We start from the raw sequence: 16,985 nt of genomic DNA, 5'->3' as shown, positions 1-16,985 counted from the left end.
GTGCATCAGCTCCCGTCCGGGTGCACCGTGCTGAACACCGGCGTCGCCGCCCCGTTGATCGTGACGCGCGAAATCGCCCAGTGCGCGTCGTCCGGATAGAAGATGCTCGGCGCGCGCGCGTGCAGGCGCAGCCGCAGCGTGCGGCCGGCGATCAGCGGCGGATTGAGCACGATCGTGTCCTCGCGCCAGCCGCCCGAGGTCCCGGTGAACTGCCATTGGCCCGACACGACGAACGGCGCGATCGGCATCCAGCCGCCGCCGTTCACTTCGATCTGCACCGTGCCGACGCCGTTGGCGATCTGCGGCACCGTCGGCGACGGCTGGTTGCGCGTGAAGTCGTAGTCGTGCCGCAGCGTGATCGACACCGGGCCCGCGGGCAGCGTCTGGAACGCCGCGGTCGCGATGCCGGTATCGAACGTGAGGCGTTCGTCGCCGATGCGGTACGCGGTTTCGCCCAGGTGCGTCACGCGCTGCCAGTCGAGCATGTCGGCGTAGGCGCCGGGTACGGTCGTGTCGGCCGAACACATGCCGCGCGCGCAGCCGTGGTTCGACGGATCGGTGAACTCGCGCGTCCAGTTCGCATCGAACGTCGACGCCGCCGCGAGCGCGTCGGTGCCGCTGTCGCGCACGAGGTCGTAGTTCACGACGATCGGCGTTTCGCGGTGCGTGGCGACCGGCGGAAACTGCAGCGCGAGCGCCTGCACGTCGATCGCGAGCGTTGCCGACGGCGTCGACGTGGCGACGTTCAACGGCAGCGTCAGCGTGCGTTCCTCGCCCGGCTGCAAGGTCACGTCGCCGGCGGCGATGCCGCCCGGCAGCGCGTAGCGGCCGAACTGCGGCAGCACGACGATCGACACGTGCGACAGCGGCGAGAAACCGGTGTTGCGCACCGTCGCGACGAGACGGCCGACTTCGCCGCGATCGAGCACGCCGTCGCCGTCGGCGCCGGAGACTTCCTCGAGCTTCGTCGAAATCACCGTCAGCGCCCGTTCGGCATCGTCGAAGCTTTCGACCGTGCCGCGCAGGCCGAACGAATGGCGCGGCGGCGGTATCGCGCCGGCGCCCATGCCGCGGGCGGCGAAGCCGGCGCGGCAGCGCAGATAGTCGAGCGTGTCGTCGGCGCGTATCGCCATCAGCAGCGCGTCGCGCGCCTCGGTGTACGTCGGCTCGGGCGGCGTCAGCTTCATGCCGGCGACGAGCCACGCGAGAAACTGCTTGTGCGTGCGGTCGAACCGCGCGCGCGGCGCGGCGGCGAGAATGTTGCGCGAGCACTGCCACAGCGCCGCCGTGTACACCTCGCCGGCGGTGTGGATTTCCGAATTGAGCAAAGAGCGCTGTTTCCAGTCGTACGCATTGGCACTTTGCGGCACCGGGTGATCGACGCCGATGTTCTTGAACGTCAGCGGGTTCGCGGCGAGATCGATCGTCGACGGAAAGCGCCGGATGCCGTGGTAGTACGTGTTGTCGGGCCAGCCCGGCGTGCCCACCGGCGGCAGCGGGTCGCCGGGATAGCTGTAGTTGCCGTTCATGTACGCGCCGACCGCGTATTTGCCGTTGAACGCCACCGGGCCGTCGAGATAGCGGTCCTGGTCGCGCACCATCAGGAACATGCCGACGAAATCGGCGATCGCCTCGTTCAGCGCGCCCTCCTGGCCGAGATAGAACGACGTGCCGACGAGGCGTCCGAACATCGTGTGCGCCCATTCGTGCGCGAGCACGCCGAAGTCGAGCGCGCTGACGTCGCGACGGTCGGTCCACGTGTTGAAGCCGTAGGTCACCGACGGACTTTCGCCGTCGGCCGGCGCGAATGTGAACGTCGTGTCGTAGGCGGCATGCACGATCAGCGGATCGTTCTCGATGCCGCCGCGGCCGTAGTTGTTCGCCTGCGGGTTGCCGGCTTCCTCGTCGTAGCCCAAGTCGTAGAACAGGTCGTGCAGCCAGTTCGTCATGTAGAACATCTGCACGATTTTCGCGTTGAGCTGCGTGTCGCCGACCGGAATCGGCACCGGCGCGTCGTCGCATTGCGAGTAGTCGCTCGCGTGCAGGTCGACGTCGTAGGCGTAGTCGAAACGGCGCAGGCCCGTCACCGGCGCGCGGAAGTCGCCCTCGGCCGCGTTGAACCCGGGGCCCCAGCCGTTGTAGTCGCAGAACCCGTCGACGTCGAACGTCTCGGCGTTGAAAAAAGCGTCGACGTTGTTGCCGCGCGTCTGCGTCGCGTCGTCGGCGAGCCACGGATCGCCGGTGCTGATGCCGCCGTGCACGCGCGGCAGCAGATGCATCGGCGCCTGCACGGTCGGCAGCCAGCCGTCCGGCAGGCCGGTGGGATGCGGGTTCGTGAAACCGTACGGATCGAAGTAGGGCTTGCCGTTCGCATCGGCCATCACGCGGTACGAGAACGGCAGCGCGTCGTGAATGAGGCTGTGCGAGGCCAGCGTACGGCCGTCGTCGGCCGAGACGACGAGCGCGAGGCCGATCGGCCGGTCCGCGCCGCGCTTCGTGCCGGTCACCTCGGCGTAGTACGCGGGTTCCAGACCCTCGGCGGTCGGATACCACACGCGCTTGATGCGGGCCGGACGGCCCGGCGCGAATTCCGCCGTCGCGGCCAGCGCGAACCGCGTGTAGCGGCCGGCCTGCCCGACCTCGCGCGGCGCGGCGGTGAGCGACGCATCGACGCCCGGCAACGCGGCGGCCAGCGCCTGCGCGGCGTCGAGGCGGAACGCGGCGCCTGCGACCGGCCCGGTTTTCGCCGCCAGGGCGCCGCCGGACGCGCGCGGCGCGAGGTCGGCGCCGAGCAGCACCGACAGGCGCGCGCGGTACACCTCGACGCCGTCGATTTCCTGCCGGTACTGCACGACCGACGCGGCGCCGGCCTGCTGGTGCACGGCCGCCGGCACGAGATCGGCACGCTGCGTACCCGTGCCCCGGCCGGCCGCGTCGATCAACGCGGCGCGGCGGCCCGCGCGCGTGGCCGGCGCAAGCGGCACGGCGTCGGACTTCGCCGCCGGCCCGTCGCCGCCGAGCCATTGCGTGCGCGCGTCGAGCGCCGGCGGCGCCGCGTGCGCGGCACCGGCGAACGCCGCCGCCATCAGCCATGGCGACCACCGGTACGATCTTGATCCGTTCATTCGAACCCTCCCCAGTGAGGACAACGATGGCCGCCTTCGGCGACCGCTCGACGCGCGGCGTTCGCGGCGCCGCGTCGTCGCGTAGCGATGCGTTACGTTTGCGTGCGGTATGCGAGCGCGCGCGAGGCCGCGCGGCCCGCGCTGTCCCGGGACAAGGCGACGGCGCGGCGGCGGACAAACAGGATTCCTGCAACTCGCGACAAAGGCGCGTAGTTCATGTGTGGACTCCCGTGAAGGCGTTGCGACTCTAGCAGGGCGAAAAGTTCTACGCTACTTTTCGTACGAACCCGGGTTGCACCTGCTAAGAGCCGGTTAAGACCATTCGGCGGCCAGGCCCGAACTGCGCCGCACGACGCGCTGCACCACGCCGTCGACGACCGCCGCGTCGGCGATCAGGCTGAACCGGCGCCGCGCGCGCGTCACGGCGGTGTACATGAGTTCGCGCGTGACGACGCCGGCGTCGTCGACCGGCAGCACGAGCGCGACATGTTCGAATTCAGAACCTTGCGACTTGTGCACCGTCATCGCGTACACCGTTTCGACCGCGTCGAGCCGGCTCGGCGCGACGAAGCGCAGGCGGCGCCGGCCTTGCGCGTCGGTCACGGCGAACGCGACGAGGAGACGCGTGCGACCCGCATCGTCGGGCACGCGCAGCGCGACGCCGAGATCGCCGTTCATGAGGCCCAGGCCGTAGTCGTTGCGCGTGAGCATCACCGGCCGGCCTTCGTACCACTCGTGCCCGGCCGCCACGAGGCCGGCCTCGACGAGCGCCTGCGCGAGGGCGTCGTTGACGCCGACGACGCCGGCGTCGCCGTGCCGCACGGCGCACAGCAGTTGAAACGCGTTGCGCGCCGCGAGCACGTCGCCGGCCCAGCGCTGCCACGCGTCGGGTTCGGCACGCTCGGCCGGCCGCGCTCGCGCGAGCACGTCGAGATAGTGGCGATAACCGGGCTCGGCCGGCGCGGCGTCGAACAGGCCGAGCTGGCGCGACGTCGCGTCGCGCGGCGGCACCGCGAGCCGCGCGGCGGCGACGTCGGGCCGCGTAGCCGCCTCGAGTCGTGCAACGTCGCCGCCCGCCGCGAACGCGGCGCGCACGGCCGCCGCGTCGCCGCGGTTCACCGCTAGCGCGAGCTTGCCGATCGCGCTGTCGCCGCCGAAACGGTGGCTCGTGCGCAGCATCGCGATGTGCCGGTCGAGCGCACGCGGCGTGCCGGTCGCCGCGTACGCCGAAACGTCTTCGCCGCAGACCTCGGCGAGCCACGCGACCGTCGCCGCGTCGTAGCCGCCGCCGGCCGCGTGCCGGCACAGGTCGCCGAGCACGGCGCCGGCTTCGACCGACGCGAGCTGGTCCTTGTCGCCGAGCAGCACGAGCCGCGCGGCGTCGGGCAGCGCGTCGAGCACCGCGCTCATCAGTTCGAGATCGACCATCGACGCCTCGTCGATCACGAGCACGTCCAGGTGCAGCGGATTGCCGCGATGGTGTCGAAAGCGGCGCGTGTCCGGCCGGCTGCCGAGCAGGCGGTGCAGCGTCGACACCTCGGCCGGAATCGCCTCCTTCACCGCCGCGTCGACGTCGAGCCGGTCGATCTGCTGCGCGATCGATTCGTTCAGCCGCGCGGCGGCCTTGCCGGTCGGCGCGGCGAGGCGGATGCGCAGGCGCGTGCGCGTCTCGTCGCGCAGCGCGAGCGTCTGCAGCAGGCCGAGCAGTTTGACCACCGTCGTCGTCTTGCCGGTGCCCGGTCCGCCGGTGATGACCGCGAACGCGCCGCGCGCGGCGAGCGCGCAGGCGATCTTCTGCCAGTCGATGACGCCGGCCCGCGCCGGTCCGAACAACCGGTCGAGTTCGTGCGCGAGACCCTCGGGCGGCGACGGCGGTCGCGCGACGCGCGCCGTGATCGCGGCGGCGACCGAGCGTTCGTAGTCGTAGTAGCGGCGCAGATAGACGCGCGTGTCGGCGACGACGAGCGGCGCGTCATCGCCGGCGACGAGCGGCGCTGCCGCGAGGTGCGCGCGCCAGGTTTCGACGTCGCCGAGTTCCGGCGCGAAGCCTCGCCACTTTTCGCGCAGTTCGGCGATGTCGGGATCGGCGAGATCCAGGCAGGGATGTCCCGTGCCGAGCGCGCGGCTGCACAGCGCCGCGGCGAGGAGCAGCGCGGGCGACGCGGCCGGATCGAGTTCGGCGAGAAACAGCGCGAACGCGCGGTCGAGCGCGCGCAGGTCGTCGTTGGCCACGGCGCGGTCGAGTTCGCGCGCGATCGCGTCAGCGGCCATCGCGCACCTGCCCGGCGAACAGCGCGTCCATCGCCTCGATCAGCGCGCGCGGCGGCCGTTCGACGTGCACGCCGTGCGCGCCGCCGTCGACGCCGCGCAGGTAGACGTACACGGCGCCGCCGATGTGGCGGTCGTAGTCGTAGTCCGGCAGGCGCGCGCGCAGCTGCCGGTGCACCGCGAGCAGATAAAGGCAATATTGCATTTCGTAGCGATGTTGCGCGATCGACGCGGCGAGTGCCGGCGCCGCGTAGTCGCCGATCTCGCGGCCGAGCCAGTTCGATTTGTAGTCGGCGACGTACCAGCGCCCGTCGTGCTCGAACACGAGATCGATGAAGCCCTTGAACATGCCGTTGAGCCGGTCGGCGTCGAGCGGCGCGCGTTCGACGCCGCCGAGCGTGCGCAGGGCGACGAGCGCGTCGAGCCGGCGCGGATCGACGTCGTGCGCCTCGAACCAGAACTCGAGTTCGGCCTGGTAGCGATCGCCGTCGCCGAGCGCGGCGAGGCAGACGGGTTCCGCGCCCGGCAACGCGAGCGGCTGGCGCAGGAACATCGGCAGCCACGCGTCGAGCGGCCGTATCCAGTCTCTCCAGCCGCGCGTCAGGCAGCGCCGCGCGATCATGTCGTGCGCCTCGGGCGACGCCGTCGCGCTGCGCGCGAAACCCTTTTCGGCCGCCCATTCGAGCAGGCCGTGCAGGAACGTGCCGGCCGCGGGGCCTTTCGGAAAATCCGCGAGCGGCAGGTCGGGCGCCGCGGCCGGCGGCGTCGCGCCGCGCACGCGCGCGTCGGCGCCGGCCTGTTCGACGAGATTGTCCTCGCCGGCCGTGTCGGGCGCGGCGGGCGCGGCCTCGCCGCCGATGCGCAGCGCGCTGTAGCTCGCGATCCACCAGCGCGGCAGCGGCGCGGCCTGGTAGCGCCGCGCGGGCGCGAGATCCGGCGCGGCGGCGGGCGCGACCTGAGCGTCCGATTGCGGCGGCGCGACGACGGCGATCGCATCGCAGTCGCCGGCGAGCCGTGCCAGCCGCTGCGCGAGTTCGCCGCCCGCGGCGATCGGCTCGCCGCCGGACAACAGATACCCGAGCGCGCTCCGATGCACGAGCGGCGACTTGTTCTGCCCGCGCGTGACCGGCGCGACGCCGAGCCAGCACGCGTAGCGCGCGCGCGTCAGCGCGACGTACAGCACGCGCAGGTCTTCCTGCAGCCGCGCGTCGTCGTCGCGGTCGCCGTCGGCGCGCGCGAGATCGACGACGAGCGCGCCGTCCGCGTCGTACGAGAGCCGGTACGGCGAGCGCGACGCGTCCTTGAACGAGCACGCGAACGGCAGGTAGACGAGCGGATATTCCAGACCTTTGGATTTGTGCACGGTGACGAGCTTGACCAGCCCCGCGTCGCTTTCGAGCCGCACGATCGCCTCTTCGGCCGTCTGCGCCTCGTCGATCCACGCGATCGATTCGGCCAGGTGCCGCACCAGCGCGGCTTCGCCGTCGAGCGTCTGCGCGGCGTGCTGCAGCAGTTCGGCCAGATGCAGCAGGTTCGTCAATGCGCGCTCGCCGCCGTTCGCGGCGAGCAGGCGCGCCGGCACGCCGAACTCGTGCAGCAGGCGCTGCAGCATCGCCAGCACGCCGGCGCCGCGCCACAGGCGGTGCAGATCGCGGAAGCGTTCGACGCACGCTTCCCAATGCACTTCGTCGCGATTCAGGCGATCGAGTTCGTCCCACGACAGGCCGAGCGTCGCCGTCGCGAGCGCCGCCCGCAGCGGTCGCTCGACGCCGGGTTCGGCGACCGCGCGCAGCCAGCGCAGCATGTCGCGCGCCTCGTCGCTCGCGAACACCGAATCGCGATCGGACAGATACACGCAGCGCAGTCCGCGATCGGCGAGCGCCGACTGCATCGCGCGCGCCTCGGCGACGTTGCGCACGAGCACGGCGATATCGGCCGCGGCGAGCGGCGTGTAGCCGCCTTCGGCGTCGACCATGCCGCAGCGCCGCTCGCCCGCGCGCACGAGCTGCGCGGCGATCTGCGCGGCGCACGCGCGCGCCATTCGCGCCTGATACGCGCCGGACGGCACGGCGACGCCGTCGTCGTGCAGCCAGAACGTCAGCGCCGGCGATCGTGCGTCGTCGACGAAACGCGTCTTGCGTCCGGCCGCCTCGACGTCGTGAAAGCGCAGCGCGCCGTCGAACGCGAACGCGCCGCGCGGCCAGGTTTCGCCGTACGCGAACACGCGATTGACCGCGGCGACGAGCGCGGCGCTCGAGCGATGGTTCGTCGACAGCGTGTAGTGCGGCGGTCGCGCCGCGGCGCCCGCGTCGAGATACGTGCGGATGTCGGCGCCGCGGAAACCGTAGATCGCCTGCTTCGGATCGCCGATCAGGAACAACCCTGTGTCGCCCCGCCCCGCGTAGATCGCGCGGAACAGCCGCCACTGCGCCGGATCGGTGTCCTGGAATTCGTCGATCAGCGCGATCGGGTATTGCCCGGCGATCGCGTCGCGCAGCGGCGCGCCGTCGTCGGCCGACACCGCGTCGGCGAGGCGCCGCTTGACGTCGTCGAACCCCGCCACGGCGAGGCGGCGCTTTTCGGCGGCGAGGCGCGCACGCACCCAGCCCAGCGCATGCGCGATCACGCGCGGCTTGAGGTCGAGGCGTTCGAGCGCGTCGGGGAGCGCGGCCAACGTGTCGAGAAGTTCGCTGGCGTCGTGCGCCAGCGGAGGCGCGCCTGGCTTGAGCGCCTCGTTGATGCCGGCGCGCGTCAAGCGATCGGCGGCTTTCCCGACCGGCAGCGGTTCGGCCTCGGCGCCGTCGGCCCACGCGTGCAGATGCGCGATCCAAGGATCGCAGTGGCGCCGCTGGAGCATGCTGCCGTTCACGCGCTTGGCGTCGATAAGACCATGCAGCAACGCTTCCAGCGCGTCGGCGCGCGCGTGCCACCCGTCGCGCAGCGCGGCTATGGCAGCTTCGCGCTGCGCGATCGTGTCGCGCAGCGACGCCGCCGGCGCATCGATGCCGACGACGCGCGCGTCGCCGCCGCGCTGGAGCAGCGGCGCGACGAGACGCGCAAGGTCGTTCGGTGTCGCGGCCACGGCGCGCAGCGCCTGCGCCTGCGCGGCATCGAGCGCATAGGCCTCGGCACGCCAGTAGTCGCGCACGGCGTCGGCGACGAGTTCGGTTTCGTCGGCGACGAGCGTCAGGCCGAACGGCGTGCGGCTCGCGACCGCGTGTTCGGCGAGCATGCGCTGGCACCACGCGTCGATCGTGTGGATCGCCGCCTCGTCCATCCACTGCGCGGCGATTTCCAGGCGCCGCGCCGCGTCGGCGCGCGCCGGTTCGTTCGCATACGACGCCAGGAGTTCTTGCAGCAACGCATCGTCCGTCGCATTGCCGCGCATCGCAGTCGCGGCTTCGACGAGCCGCGCGCGGATGCGCTCGCGCAGTTCCGCGGTCGCCGCGCGCGTGAACGTCACGACGAGTATCCGCGGCGGCCACAGCGCCGGCGCGCCGTGGCCGAGCACGAGGCGCAGGTACAGCGCCGCGATCGTCCACGTCTTGCCGGTGCCGGCGCTCGCCTCGATCAGGCGCACGCCGTCGAGCGGAAACGTCAATGGAACGAGCGGCTCGCTCACGCGTCGTCTCCACGCTGCAGGCGCTGCGCCAGCGGCCGGTACAGGTCGAGCCAGCGCTCGAAGCCGGCGTCGTGCAATGCCGCGAAGTCGGGAAAGCTGCGCGCGAGATACGGATCTTCAGACGCCTCGCCGCCTCTGCCGAAATCGCGCGCCTCGTAGGCGCTCGCCGCCTTGATCGCGCCGTCGGCGCCGCGGTCCTCGGCGGCGATCCACGCGAACGCGGTCTTGCGCGCGGCCGGCAGCGGCGCGCGCAGCCCGTGCGCGTAGGCGAAACCGATGCGGTCGACGAGCGCGAGCGCGTCGTCGTGGTCGAGCGGCGCGAGGCGGTAGGCCGCGTCCGGCGCGACGAGCCACGTGGCGAACGAAAGGCCCGCGGCGTGCGCGACGACGTGCGTCGCCCAGACCGATACGCAGCGGTGGTACTTGATCGTCTTGCCTTCCGAAAGCGGCATCGCCGCCGCTTCGATGCGCACGCGCTCGCCGGCGTCGTTCGCGCGCAGGTCGGCGATCCAGTCCTCGATGCGCAGGCCGGCGCGCGCGAACGACAGCTCCACGCGCGGCAACACGTGGGGCCAGCGCGCGGCGTGCTCGCGCGCACGCGCGTGCGCCTCGTGCGCGTGCGCAAGCGGCTCGGCCAGCGCGAGTTCGCCGAACGCGGCCAGCGGCAGTTCGCCGCCGCGGCGCAGGCGCTCGGCCGCTGCGTCGACCGCGGCGACGCCGCCGGCCGCGTCGTCGGCCGCGAGGCCGCGATCGAGCAGTCGCCGCGACGTGCGGTGGTTGTCGAGCACGTCGAACGCGAACGTTTCCTGATCGTCGTCGGCGCCGTCCGCGTCCTCGAAGAACACTTTCAGGCGCTGCTGGAAGAAATAGCGCACCGGCCGCTGCAGAAAACTGCCGACGTCGTTCAACGTCAGCGGCGACGGCGAGGTCCATTCGGACAGTTCCGCCGGCGCCGCCGCGTCGGCGCCGGCAAGTGCTTCGCGCCACTCGCGCGCGTACGTGTACAGACGCGCGTCGCCGCCGAAGTACGCGGTGCTGAACGGCTGCAGCGGATGCGTCGTGGTCAGCGCGTCGAGCAGCGGCGCACCGTTCGCGCCTTGCCAGCCGGCCGCGAGATAGTCGCGCAGCTGGCCCACGAGCACCGACGGCGGGCGCTCGCTGTCGTCGCGCACGTTGCGGCCGACCCACGAGACGTGCAGCGCGTGGCGCGCCGACAGCAGCGCTTCGAGAAACAGGTAGCGATCGTCCTCGCGGCGCGAACGGTCGCCGGCGCGGTAGGCGCCGGGCCACGCCATCAGGTCGAATTCGTTCGGCGGCTGCGCGCGCGGATAGTCGCCGTCGTTCATGCCGAGCAGCGCGATCACGCGAAACGGAATCGCGCGCATCGGCATCAGCGTCGCGAACGCGACGCCGCCGGACAGGAACCGTTGCGACAGGCCGCCCTCGTCGAGGCCTTCGAGCCACGCCTCGCGCACGACCGCGAGCGGCAGCGCCTCGTCGAGTTCGCCTTCGGCGCAGGCGTCCTGCCAGTGTTCGAGCGCGGCGACCAGACGGTCGTGCGCGATCATTTCCTCGTCGTCGCGCGGCTCGAAGCAGTCGTCGAGCAGTGCGCGCAGGCGCTCGGCCCAGCGCGCCGGCGACGCGGGCGTGCGCAGCGCGGCCCAGTGGCGTTCGAGCGTCTGCACGAGCTGCGCGAGCGCACCGACGAGCGCGGCGTCGAGGCCGCCGACTTCGCCGTAGGGATCGATGCCGTCGCGCCCGGCGCCGTCGCCGACCGCGTAGCCGAGCAGCATGCGGCGCAGGCCGAAGCGCCACGTGTTCTGCGCGAGCGGCGGCAGGCCGAGGCTGGCACGCTGCGCGGCGTCGAGGCCCCAGCGGATGCCGGCGCCCTCGACCCAGCGCCGCACGAGCGGCAGCTGTTCGGCGTCGATGCCGAAGCGGCGGCGCAGCGCCGGCACGTCGAGGAGGTCGACGAGTTCGCTCGCGCCGACGCGCGACTCGGGCAGGCCGAGCAGATGCTCGACGGCGACGAGCAGCGGCGAGTTGCCGCGCGCGCGCTGGTCGGCCACGGCGAAAGGAACGTAGCGCTCGTCGCCGGGCGCGTAGCGTCCGAACACCGCGCGGATCAGCGGCGCGTACGCGTGGATGTCGGGCACCATGACGATGACGTCGCGCGGCGCGAGCGGATCGCCGTCGCGCGCCGCCCGTTCCATGCGCGCGAGCAGCGCGTCGTGCAGCACTTCGAGTTCGCGCCGCGCACTGTGCGCAATGTGGAAATCGAGCGTCGCGTCGCCGGCCTCGACGACGGGCCGCAGCGCCGGGTCGGCCGGCAGCGGCGCAAGGTCGAGGATCGCGCGCTGCACGTCGCCGAGGAGACCGCGCGCCTCGGGTTCGCCGTACAGGTCGATCGCGCGGCCCCACGCGCTGAAGCGTTCGCGATAGTCGTCGGGCCGGTCCATCTCGTCGAGCAGGCGCAGGTAGTCGCGGCCGTGCTTGCCCCAGCTCGCCAGCAGCGGATTGGCGTGCAGGTGCAGCTCGCTCGCGTCGGGCGCGACCGGCATGCCGGGCTTGTCGGGCTGGCGCCGCGCGGCGGCGCGCGCGAGGTCGCGGTGCTCGACGATGTCGGCCCAGTAGTAGCGGCACGGATTGGCGACGACGACGAGCACCTGCGTCACGCGCGACAGCGCATGCAGCGCCTCGAGCGTCTGCCGCGGCAGCGACGAGATGCCGAACACAACCACCCGGCGCGGCAGCTTCGCCGGTCGCGCCGCTGCCGCCGCGAGCCGCTCGACGAACGCGAGCTGCAGCGCACCGCGGTGCTGCGCGGCGGCCGGCATGCCGACGTCGGCGAGCAGCGCGCGCCACAGCGACGCCTGCCATGCCTGCGCCTCCGGCAGCGCGTGCGGCCGGCCCGCGGCGTCGCGCCAGATGTTGCGGCGATCGGCCCAGTCGGCGAGCCAGTCGGCGCGGTAGACCTGGTACTGGTCGTACAGGTCGGCGATGCGTTCGGCGACGCGATGGCGCTTCTTCAGATCGTCGTCGTCGGCGAGATAATGCCGCAACGTGGCAAATGCGGGTTTGTGCATTTGCGCGGGCACGAGGCGCATCAGGCGCCAGACGAGCCGCGAGCGGTCGAACGGCGAGGTCTCGGGCAGGTCGTCGCCGAGCACGGCGCGATACGCGTTCCACAGGAACCGGCCCGGCAGCGACACGTCGACCGCCGCGGCGACACCGAGGCCGCCGTCGCGCTCCGGGCGCGCCAGCGCGAGCTTGAACCACTGCGCGATGCCGTTGGACTGCACGAGCACGACTTCGTTTTCGAGCGGCGCGAGCGGTTCGCGGCGCAGCCACAGCGCCAGCACGTCGCGCAGGTCTTCCAGCCGGTTGCCTTGCAGGACCATCAGGCCCGGGGTGATCGCCTCGCCTCGCATCGTCGCTCTCGTGTGTCGAGTCCCATGATACCCGCCGTGTTCGTATTGCGACGCGGTGCGCGTTCCGATGCGCATCCGGCACTTGACGATCACTTATGCTCATTCTTAGCATAAGCCTGTCGCCGGGATAGACCCGGCGCCTTTACCGCCATGAGGGATGCTCATGCGTTACGACTATCTGGTGTTCATCGGCCGTTTCGAGCCGTATCACAACGGCCATCACGCGGTCGTCCGCCACGCGCTGACGCTGGCCCGCAAAGTGATCGTGCTCGTGGGCTCGGCACGCAAGCCGCGCACCACGACGAATCCGTGGAACGCGAACGAACGCGAAGTGATGATCCGAGCCGCGCTCGGCGGCGACGCCGACCGCGTGCTGCTGCGTGCACTGCCCGACCATCTGTACAACGAGGCCGCGTGGATCGGCGGCGTGCAGCGCGAAGTGGCCGCGGCGATCGCGGACGACGGCGGCGCGAGCGACGCGACCGTCGGTCTCACCGGCTTCGACAAGGACGCGTCGAGCTATTACCTGCGCGAGTTTCCGCAGTGGGAACTCGCCGCCGTGCAATACAGCGCGGTGCTGTCGGCGACCGAGATCCGCGAGCATCTGTTCAGCGCCGACGAGGGCGGACAATTGCTGATCCGCGCGAACGTTCCGACACCGGTCGCCGCGATGCTCGAGGCGTTCCGCCGCACGCCCGCTTTCGCGCAGCTGTCGCGCGAGTTCACGTTTCTGAAGAACTACCGCAAGGCGTGGGAAGCCGCGCCGTATCCGCCGACGTTCGTCACGGTCGACGCGATCGTCGTGCATTCGGGCCACGTGCTCGTCGTGCGCCGCGGCGCCGAGCCCGGCAAGGGCCTGTGGGCGCTGCCGGGCGGCTTCGTCGGCCAGACCGAAACGCTGCTCGACGCCTGCTTGCGCGAACTGCGCGAGGAGACGCGCCTGAAGCTGCCGGCGCCGGTGCTCAAAGGTTCGCTCAAGGCGCAGCGCGTGTTCGACCATCCGCAGCGCTCGCAGCGCGGCCGCACGATCACGCACGCGTTCCATTTCGAATTCGCCTCGGGCGAGCTGCCGCCCGTGCGCGGCGCCGACGACGCCGACAAGGCGCGCTGGATTCCGCTGGCGCAGGCGCTCGATCTCGAAGACCAGTTCTACGACGACCACTACCACATCCTGCAGTTCTTCCTCGGCGTCGCGTAAGCGCCGCACCCCATCCGTTCGGCGCCGCCTTCGCGGCGCGGGAGTCGCACCATGCGTCACCTCGAAAACCTGATCCTCAACACCGACAGCTACAAGGCGAGCCACTGGCTGCAGTATCCGCCGCATACCGAAGCGACTTTTTTCTATGTGGAATCGCGCGGCGGCGTCTACGAGCGCACGCTGTTCTTCGGACTGCAGGCGATATTGAAGGAATACCTCGGCACGCCGGTCACGCACGCGATGGTCGACGAGGCGCGCGATTTCTTCGCCGCGCACGGCGAGCCGTTCAACGAGGCCGGCTGGCGGCGCATCGTCGACACGTTCGGCGGCCGCCTTCCGCTACGCATCCGCGCGGTGCCCGAGGGCACGGTCGTGCCGACGCACCACGCGCTCGTGACGATCGAATCGACCGACCCGGACAGCTACTGGCTGCCCTCCTATCTCGAAACGCTGCTGCTGCGCCTGTGGTATCCGGTGACGGTCGCGACGCAGAGCTGGCATCTGAAGCAGACGATCCGCTACTACCTCGAGCTCTCGTGCGACGACCCGGCCGCGCAGATCGGCTTCAAGCTGCACGACTTCGGCGCGCGCGGCGTATCGAGCGCCGAATCGGCGGGCCTCGGCGGCGCGGCGCATCTCGTGAACTTCCTCGGCACCGACACCGTATCGGGCGTGCTGACGGCGCGCGCGTACTATCACGAGCCGATGGCCGCGTTTTCGATACCGGCGGCCGAGCATTCGACGATCACGAGCTGGGGCCGCGAACGCGAGGTCGACGCGTACCGCAACATGCTTCGCCAGTTCGCCAAACCCGGGGCCGTCGTCGCGGTGGTGTCGGACAGCTACGACATCTACCGCGCGATCCGCGAACACTGGGGCAAGACGCTGCGCGACGAAGTGATCGCGAGCGGCGCGACGCTCGTCGTGCGGCCCGATTCGGGCGAGCCGGTCGACGTCGTGCACCAGTGCCTGACGCTGCTCGACGAAACGTTCGGCCATACGGTCAACGCGAAGGGCTACAAAGTGCTCAAGCACGTGCGGCTGATCCAGGGCGACGGCATCAATCCGAACAGCATCCGCGCGATCCTCGAGCGCGTGACGAAGGGCGGCTACAGCGCCGAAAACCTCGCGTTCGGCATGGGCGGGGCGCTATTGCAGGGCATCAATCGGGACACGCAGAAATTCGCGCTGAAGTGTTCGGCGGCGAAAATCGACGGCGCGTGGATCGACGTGTTCAAGGCGCCGATCACCGACCCGGGCAAGCAGTCCAAGCGCGGGCGCCTGGCGCTCCTGCATCACCGCGAATTCGGCAGCTGGCGCACCGTGGCGGTGCCCGACGACGTGGCGCGCGTCGACGACTACGTCCCCGACGCGGGCTGGGAACACGCGATGGTCACGGTGTGGGAGAACGGTGAACTATTGCAGGATTGGACGTTTGCGCAGGTGCGGGGGCGCAGCGAGGCGTGACTGCCGGTGCCTGTCGCCCCGGCGCAGGCCGGGGTCGAGCTTTCGGGCTTGGCAAGGCCGCGACGTCAAGAGCTGGATCCCGGCCTGCGCCCACTGCTGTCCGGAATAAATATCATTTCCAATCAGCCAGTTGAGGCTGTCGAGCATCGAGCTCGGCAGCCTTGGTCGCTCGTCGTTGTCGCATGTCCTCGTGCAACTGCGGCCGCTCGAACAAAGTCATGCGTAGAACGGCGGTGAACAGCCAGAGCGTCGCGTCGGTTTTCGTGCGATGTCTTAACAAGGCCACGAGCAGATAGACGATCAGCGCGATGAGCAATTGTGTACGCACCGCGTTGGGAGATCGGCCCAGATAGCGCTTGATGTTCAAGTGCTGCTTGAGCCACTTGAAGAACAATTCGACGTCCCAGCGTTGTTGATAGCAGGCGGCGATCTGCGCAGCACTGCGGTCCAGGTCGTTGCTGATCAGCACGAGCGTCTGGTCGTTGTCTCTTCGTATCGTGATACGCCGCAGCCGCGCGGTATAAGGATTCTTGCGGCCCGCGCCGGGGTTCTTGTTGCTCAGACGCACGACTTCGTCAGCCAGAATCCGGGATCGATTGCCCGGAGGAATCGGCAGTGTCTGCTCGACCTTCAGCACCGCGTTGGTCTTCACTCGCGTGACGAACCATGCGCCGGCCTGGTGGATCGACCACCACCAGCCATAGTCGCAGTAGCCCTTGTCGAACACGTACGTCGTGCCGCGTTCGATCGGTATCTTCGCTCCTTCGGTCACATCGTTGACGTTGGCCGCCGTGATGCTGTGATAGACCGGCACATCCGCATCGTCGAGCGCCACATGCAGCTTCAGCCCTTGCGTGAAGCAGTTGCTCGTATCGGACGTCCACGCGTCAAAGCCGTTGCCTTTGAGCGTGATCGAGGTCGAGTCGATCCGTACCAGCGTCCGCTGGCACTCCTTGCGCAGCTTGCGCGCCACCTGCGACATCAGCATTTGCGCCACCGCTCCGAACACCGCCGGATCGCGCTGGTTGGCATCGGCCAAGGTCGAGTGGCCAACGAGTCTGGTGCGCAGGTGATAGTGGTGGTTCGACAGCGCCTTCAGACCGCCGGTGAGCGCGCGCAGGCTCGTGGCGCCCTGCAACTGCGCACAGGTCATCGCCACGAACTGGTCCCAGCGTTTGAACTTCTTGAGGTGCTTGTCGGCGTTGTGCTGACGCACCTGCGCGTCGAAGCGGGCGCGGAAGCTCTCTTCCAATAGTTCGCCCAGGCGGCTTACTCTGTACATCGTTGCGGCGCTCGGATTTGAGTTGGCGCTCAGGGTCTTAACCCGTTAATCCAAGCGCCGCAACACTTTTCGCTTGCTCGTATACAAATATTCCGGACAGCAGTGGGCCTGCGCCGGGATGACGAGCAAAAACGAGGCGATCAATCAAAATCCCGCGACGTCCCCGTAATCTCGCGCACTCCGCTGTCGCCGTCGCCGAATCCGTCGCCCTCGTCGCGCCCGGCATCTTCGCCGCCGGATTCGCTCGACTTGCCCGATCCGTCGCGCGCGGCGCTGCGCGCGGCCGCCTTGTCCCAGCGGTTCTTGATCGGGTTCGCCGTTTCGGCCGATTCGGCCGCGAGCACGAGGCTCGACTTCACTTCTTCGGAGAGGTCGGCCCAATGGCAGTCGTCGAGCGCGCCCTGCATCGCGTAGAGCAGGTTCAGACTCGGGCGGAAGCCGGCGCGCTTGACCTTCATGAACGCCTCGATAGGCCCGACGCGACGCAGGTCGTCGATCGTGCGCACGCCGACCTGGCGCAGCCAGGCGGCCGATTTCGGGCCGACGTTGCGGATCTTGTCGTTGCTGGCCATGCGATCTCCGGTCGTTCTGT

Annotated in this window: 8 protein-coding genes; 2 read left to right on the top strand and 6 right to left on the bottom strand. The window is 70.4% G+C overall.

The features are described from left to right. Positions 1-5 precede the first annotated feature (5 nt). The 4 genes from OD750_RS11820 to recC all read right to left on the bottom strand — a co-directional run bounded on the left by OD750_RS11820 (position 6) and on the right by recC (position 12,446). Positions 6-3,125 (bottom strand): M36 family metallopeptidase, encoded by a 3,120-nt coding sequence (locus OD750_RS11820; protein WP_263545438.1) that lies wholly within the window; start codon positions 3,123-3,125, stop codon positions 6-8. Positions 3,126-3,437: 312 nt separating this feature from the next. Then, on the bottom strand, positions 3,438-5,396 hold the full coding sequence (gene recD, locus OD750_RS11815) for an exodeoxyribonuclease V subunit alpha (RefSeq protein ID WP_263545437.1): 1,959 nt from the start codon (positions 5,394-5,396) through the stop codon (positions 3,438-3,440). Continuing rightward, positions 5,386-9,015, bottom strand: coding sequence for an exodeoxyribonuclease V subunit beta (recB, locus tag OD750_RS11810; protein ID WP_263545436.1), 3,630 nt, complete (start codon positions 9,013-9,015; stop codon positions 5,386-5,388). The genes recD and recB overlap by 11 nt, the downstream gene beginning before the upstream one ends. Further along, positions 9,012-12,446 (bottom strand): exodeoxyribonuclease V subunit gamma, encoded by a 3,435-nt coding sequence (gene recC / locus OD750_RS11805; RefSeq protein ID WP_263545435.1) that lies wholly within the window; start codon positions 12,444-12,446, stop codon positions 9,012-9,014. The genes recB and recC overlap by 4 nt, the downstream gene beginning before the upstream one ends. A 157-nt stretch (positions 12,447-12,603) precedes the next feature. On the opposite strand from recC, the gene OD750_RS11800 reads away from it, so the two are divergent. Then, entirely contained in the window at positions 12,604-13,644 is a 1,041-nt protein-coding gene (locus OD750_RS11800) for a bifunctional nicotinamide-nucleotide adenylyltransferase/Nudix hydroxylase (protein WP_263545434.1), read from the top strand. A gap of 51 nt (positions 13,645-13,695) precedes the next feature. After that, positions 13,696-15,111 carry a nicotinate phosphoribosyltransferase gene (locus tag OD750_RS11795; protein WP_263545433.1) on the top strand — a complete coding sequence of 472 codons (1,416 nt, stop codon included), beginning with the start codon at positions 13,696-13,698 and terminating at the stop codon, positions 15,109-15,111. A 112-nt stretch (positions 15,112-15,223) separates the two neighbouring features. Here OD750_RS11795 and OD750_RS11790 read toward each other — a convergent pair whose 3' ends face one another. Next, positions 15,224-16,393: an IS4 family transposase gene (locus OD750_RS11790; protein ID WP_263541087.1), complete on the bottom strand. Its 1,170-nt coding sequence runs from the start codon at positions 16,391-16,393 to the stop codon at positions 15,224-15,226. A gap of 140 nt (positions 16,394-16,533) precedes the next feature. Then, complete coding sequence (locus OD750_RS11785) at positions 16,534-16,965, bottom strand: TfoX/Sxy family protein (protein ID WP_263545432.1); 432 nt, start codon at positions 16,963-16,965, stop codon at positions 16,534-16,536. Positions 16,966-16,985 lie beyond the last annotated feature (20 nt).

This window comes from Tahibacter soli (genome assembly GCF_025717065.2).
GTDB classification, from domain to species: domain Bacteria; phylum Pseudomonadota; class Gammaproteobacteria; order Xanthomonadales; family Rhodanobacteraceae; genus Tahibacter; species Tahibacter soli.
This window is presented reverse-complemented; position numbering and strand designations above follow the sequence as displayed.

Coding starts and splice junctions, on each gene's coding strand:
- OD750_RS11785 (WP_263545432.1), bottom strand. CDS start 16,965: ATGGCCAGCAACGACAAGATCCGCAACGTCGGCCCGAAATCGGCCGCC.
- OD750_RS11800 (WP_263545434.1), top strand. CDS start 12,604: ATGCTCATGCGTTACGACTATCTGGTGTTCATCGGCCGTTTCGAGCCG.
- OD750_RS11790 (WP_263541087.1), bottom strand. CDS start 16,393: ATGTACAGAGTAAGCCGCCTGGGCGAACTATTGGAAGAGAGCTTCCGC.
- OD750_RS11795 (WP_263545433.1), top strand. CDS start 13,696: ATGCGTCACCTCGAAAACCTGATCCTCAACACCGACAGCTACAAGGCG.
- recD (WP_263545437.1), bottom strand. CDS start 5,396: ATGGCCGCTGACGCGATCGCGCGCGAACTCGACCGCGCCGTGGCCAAC.
- OD750_RS11820 (WP_263545438.1), bottom strand. CDS start 3,125: ATGAACGGATCAAGATCGTACCGGTGGTCGCCATGGCTGATGGCGGCG.
- recC (WP_263545435.1), bottom strand. CDS start 12,446: ATGCGAGGCGAGGCGATCACCCCGGGCCTGATGGTCCTGCAAGGCAAC.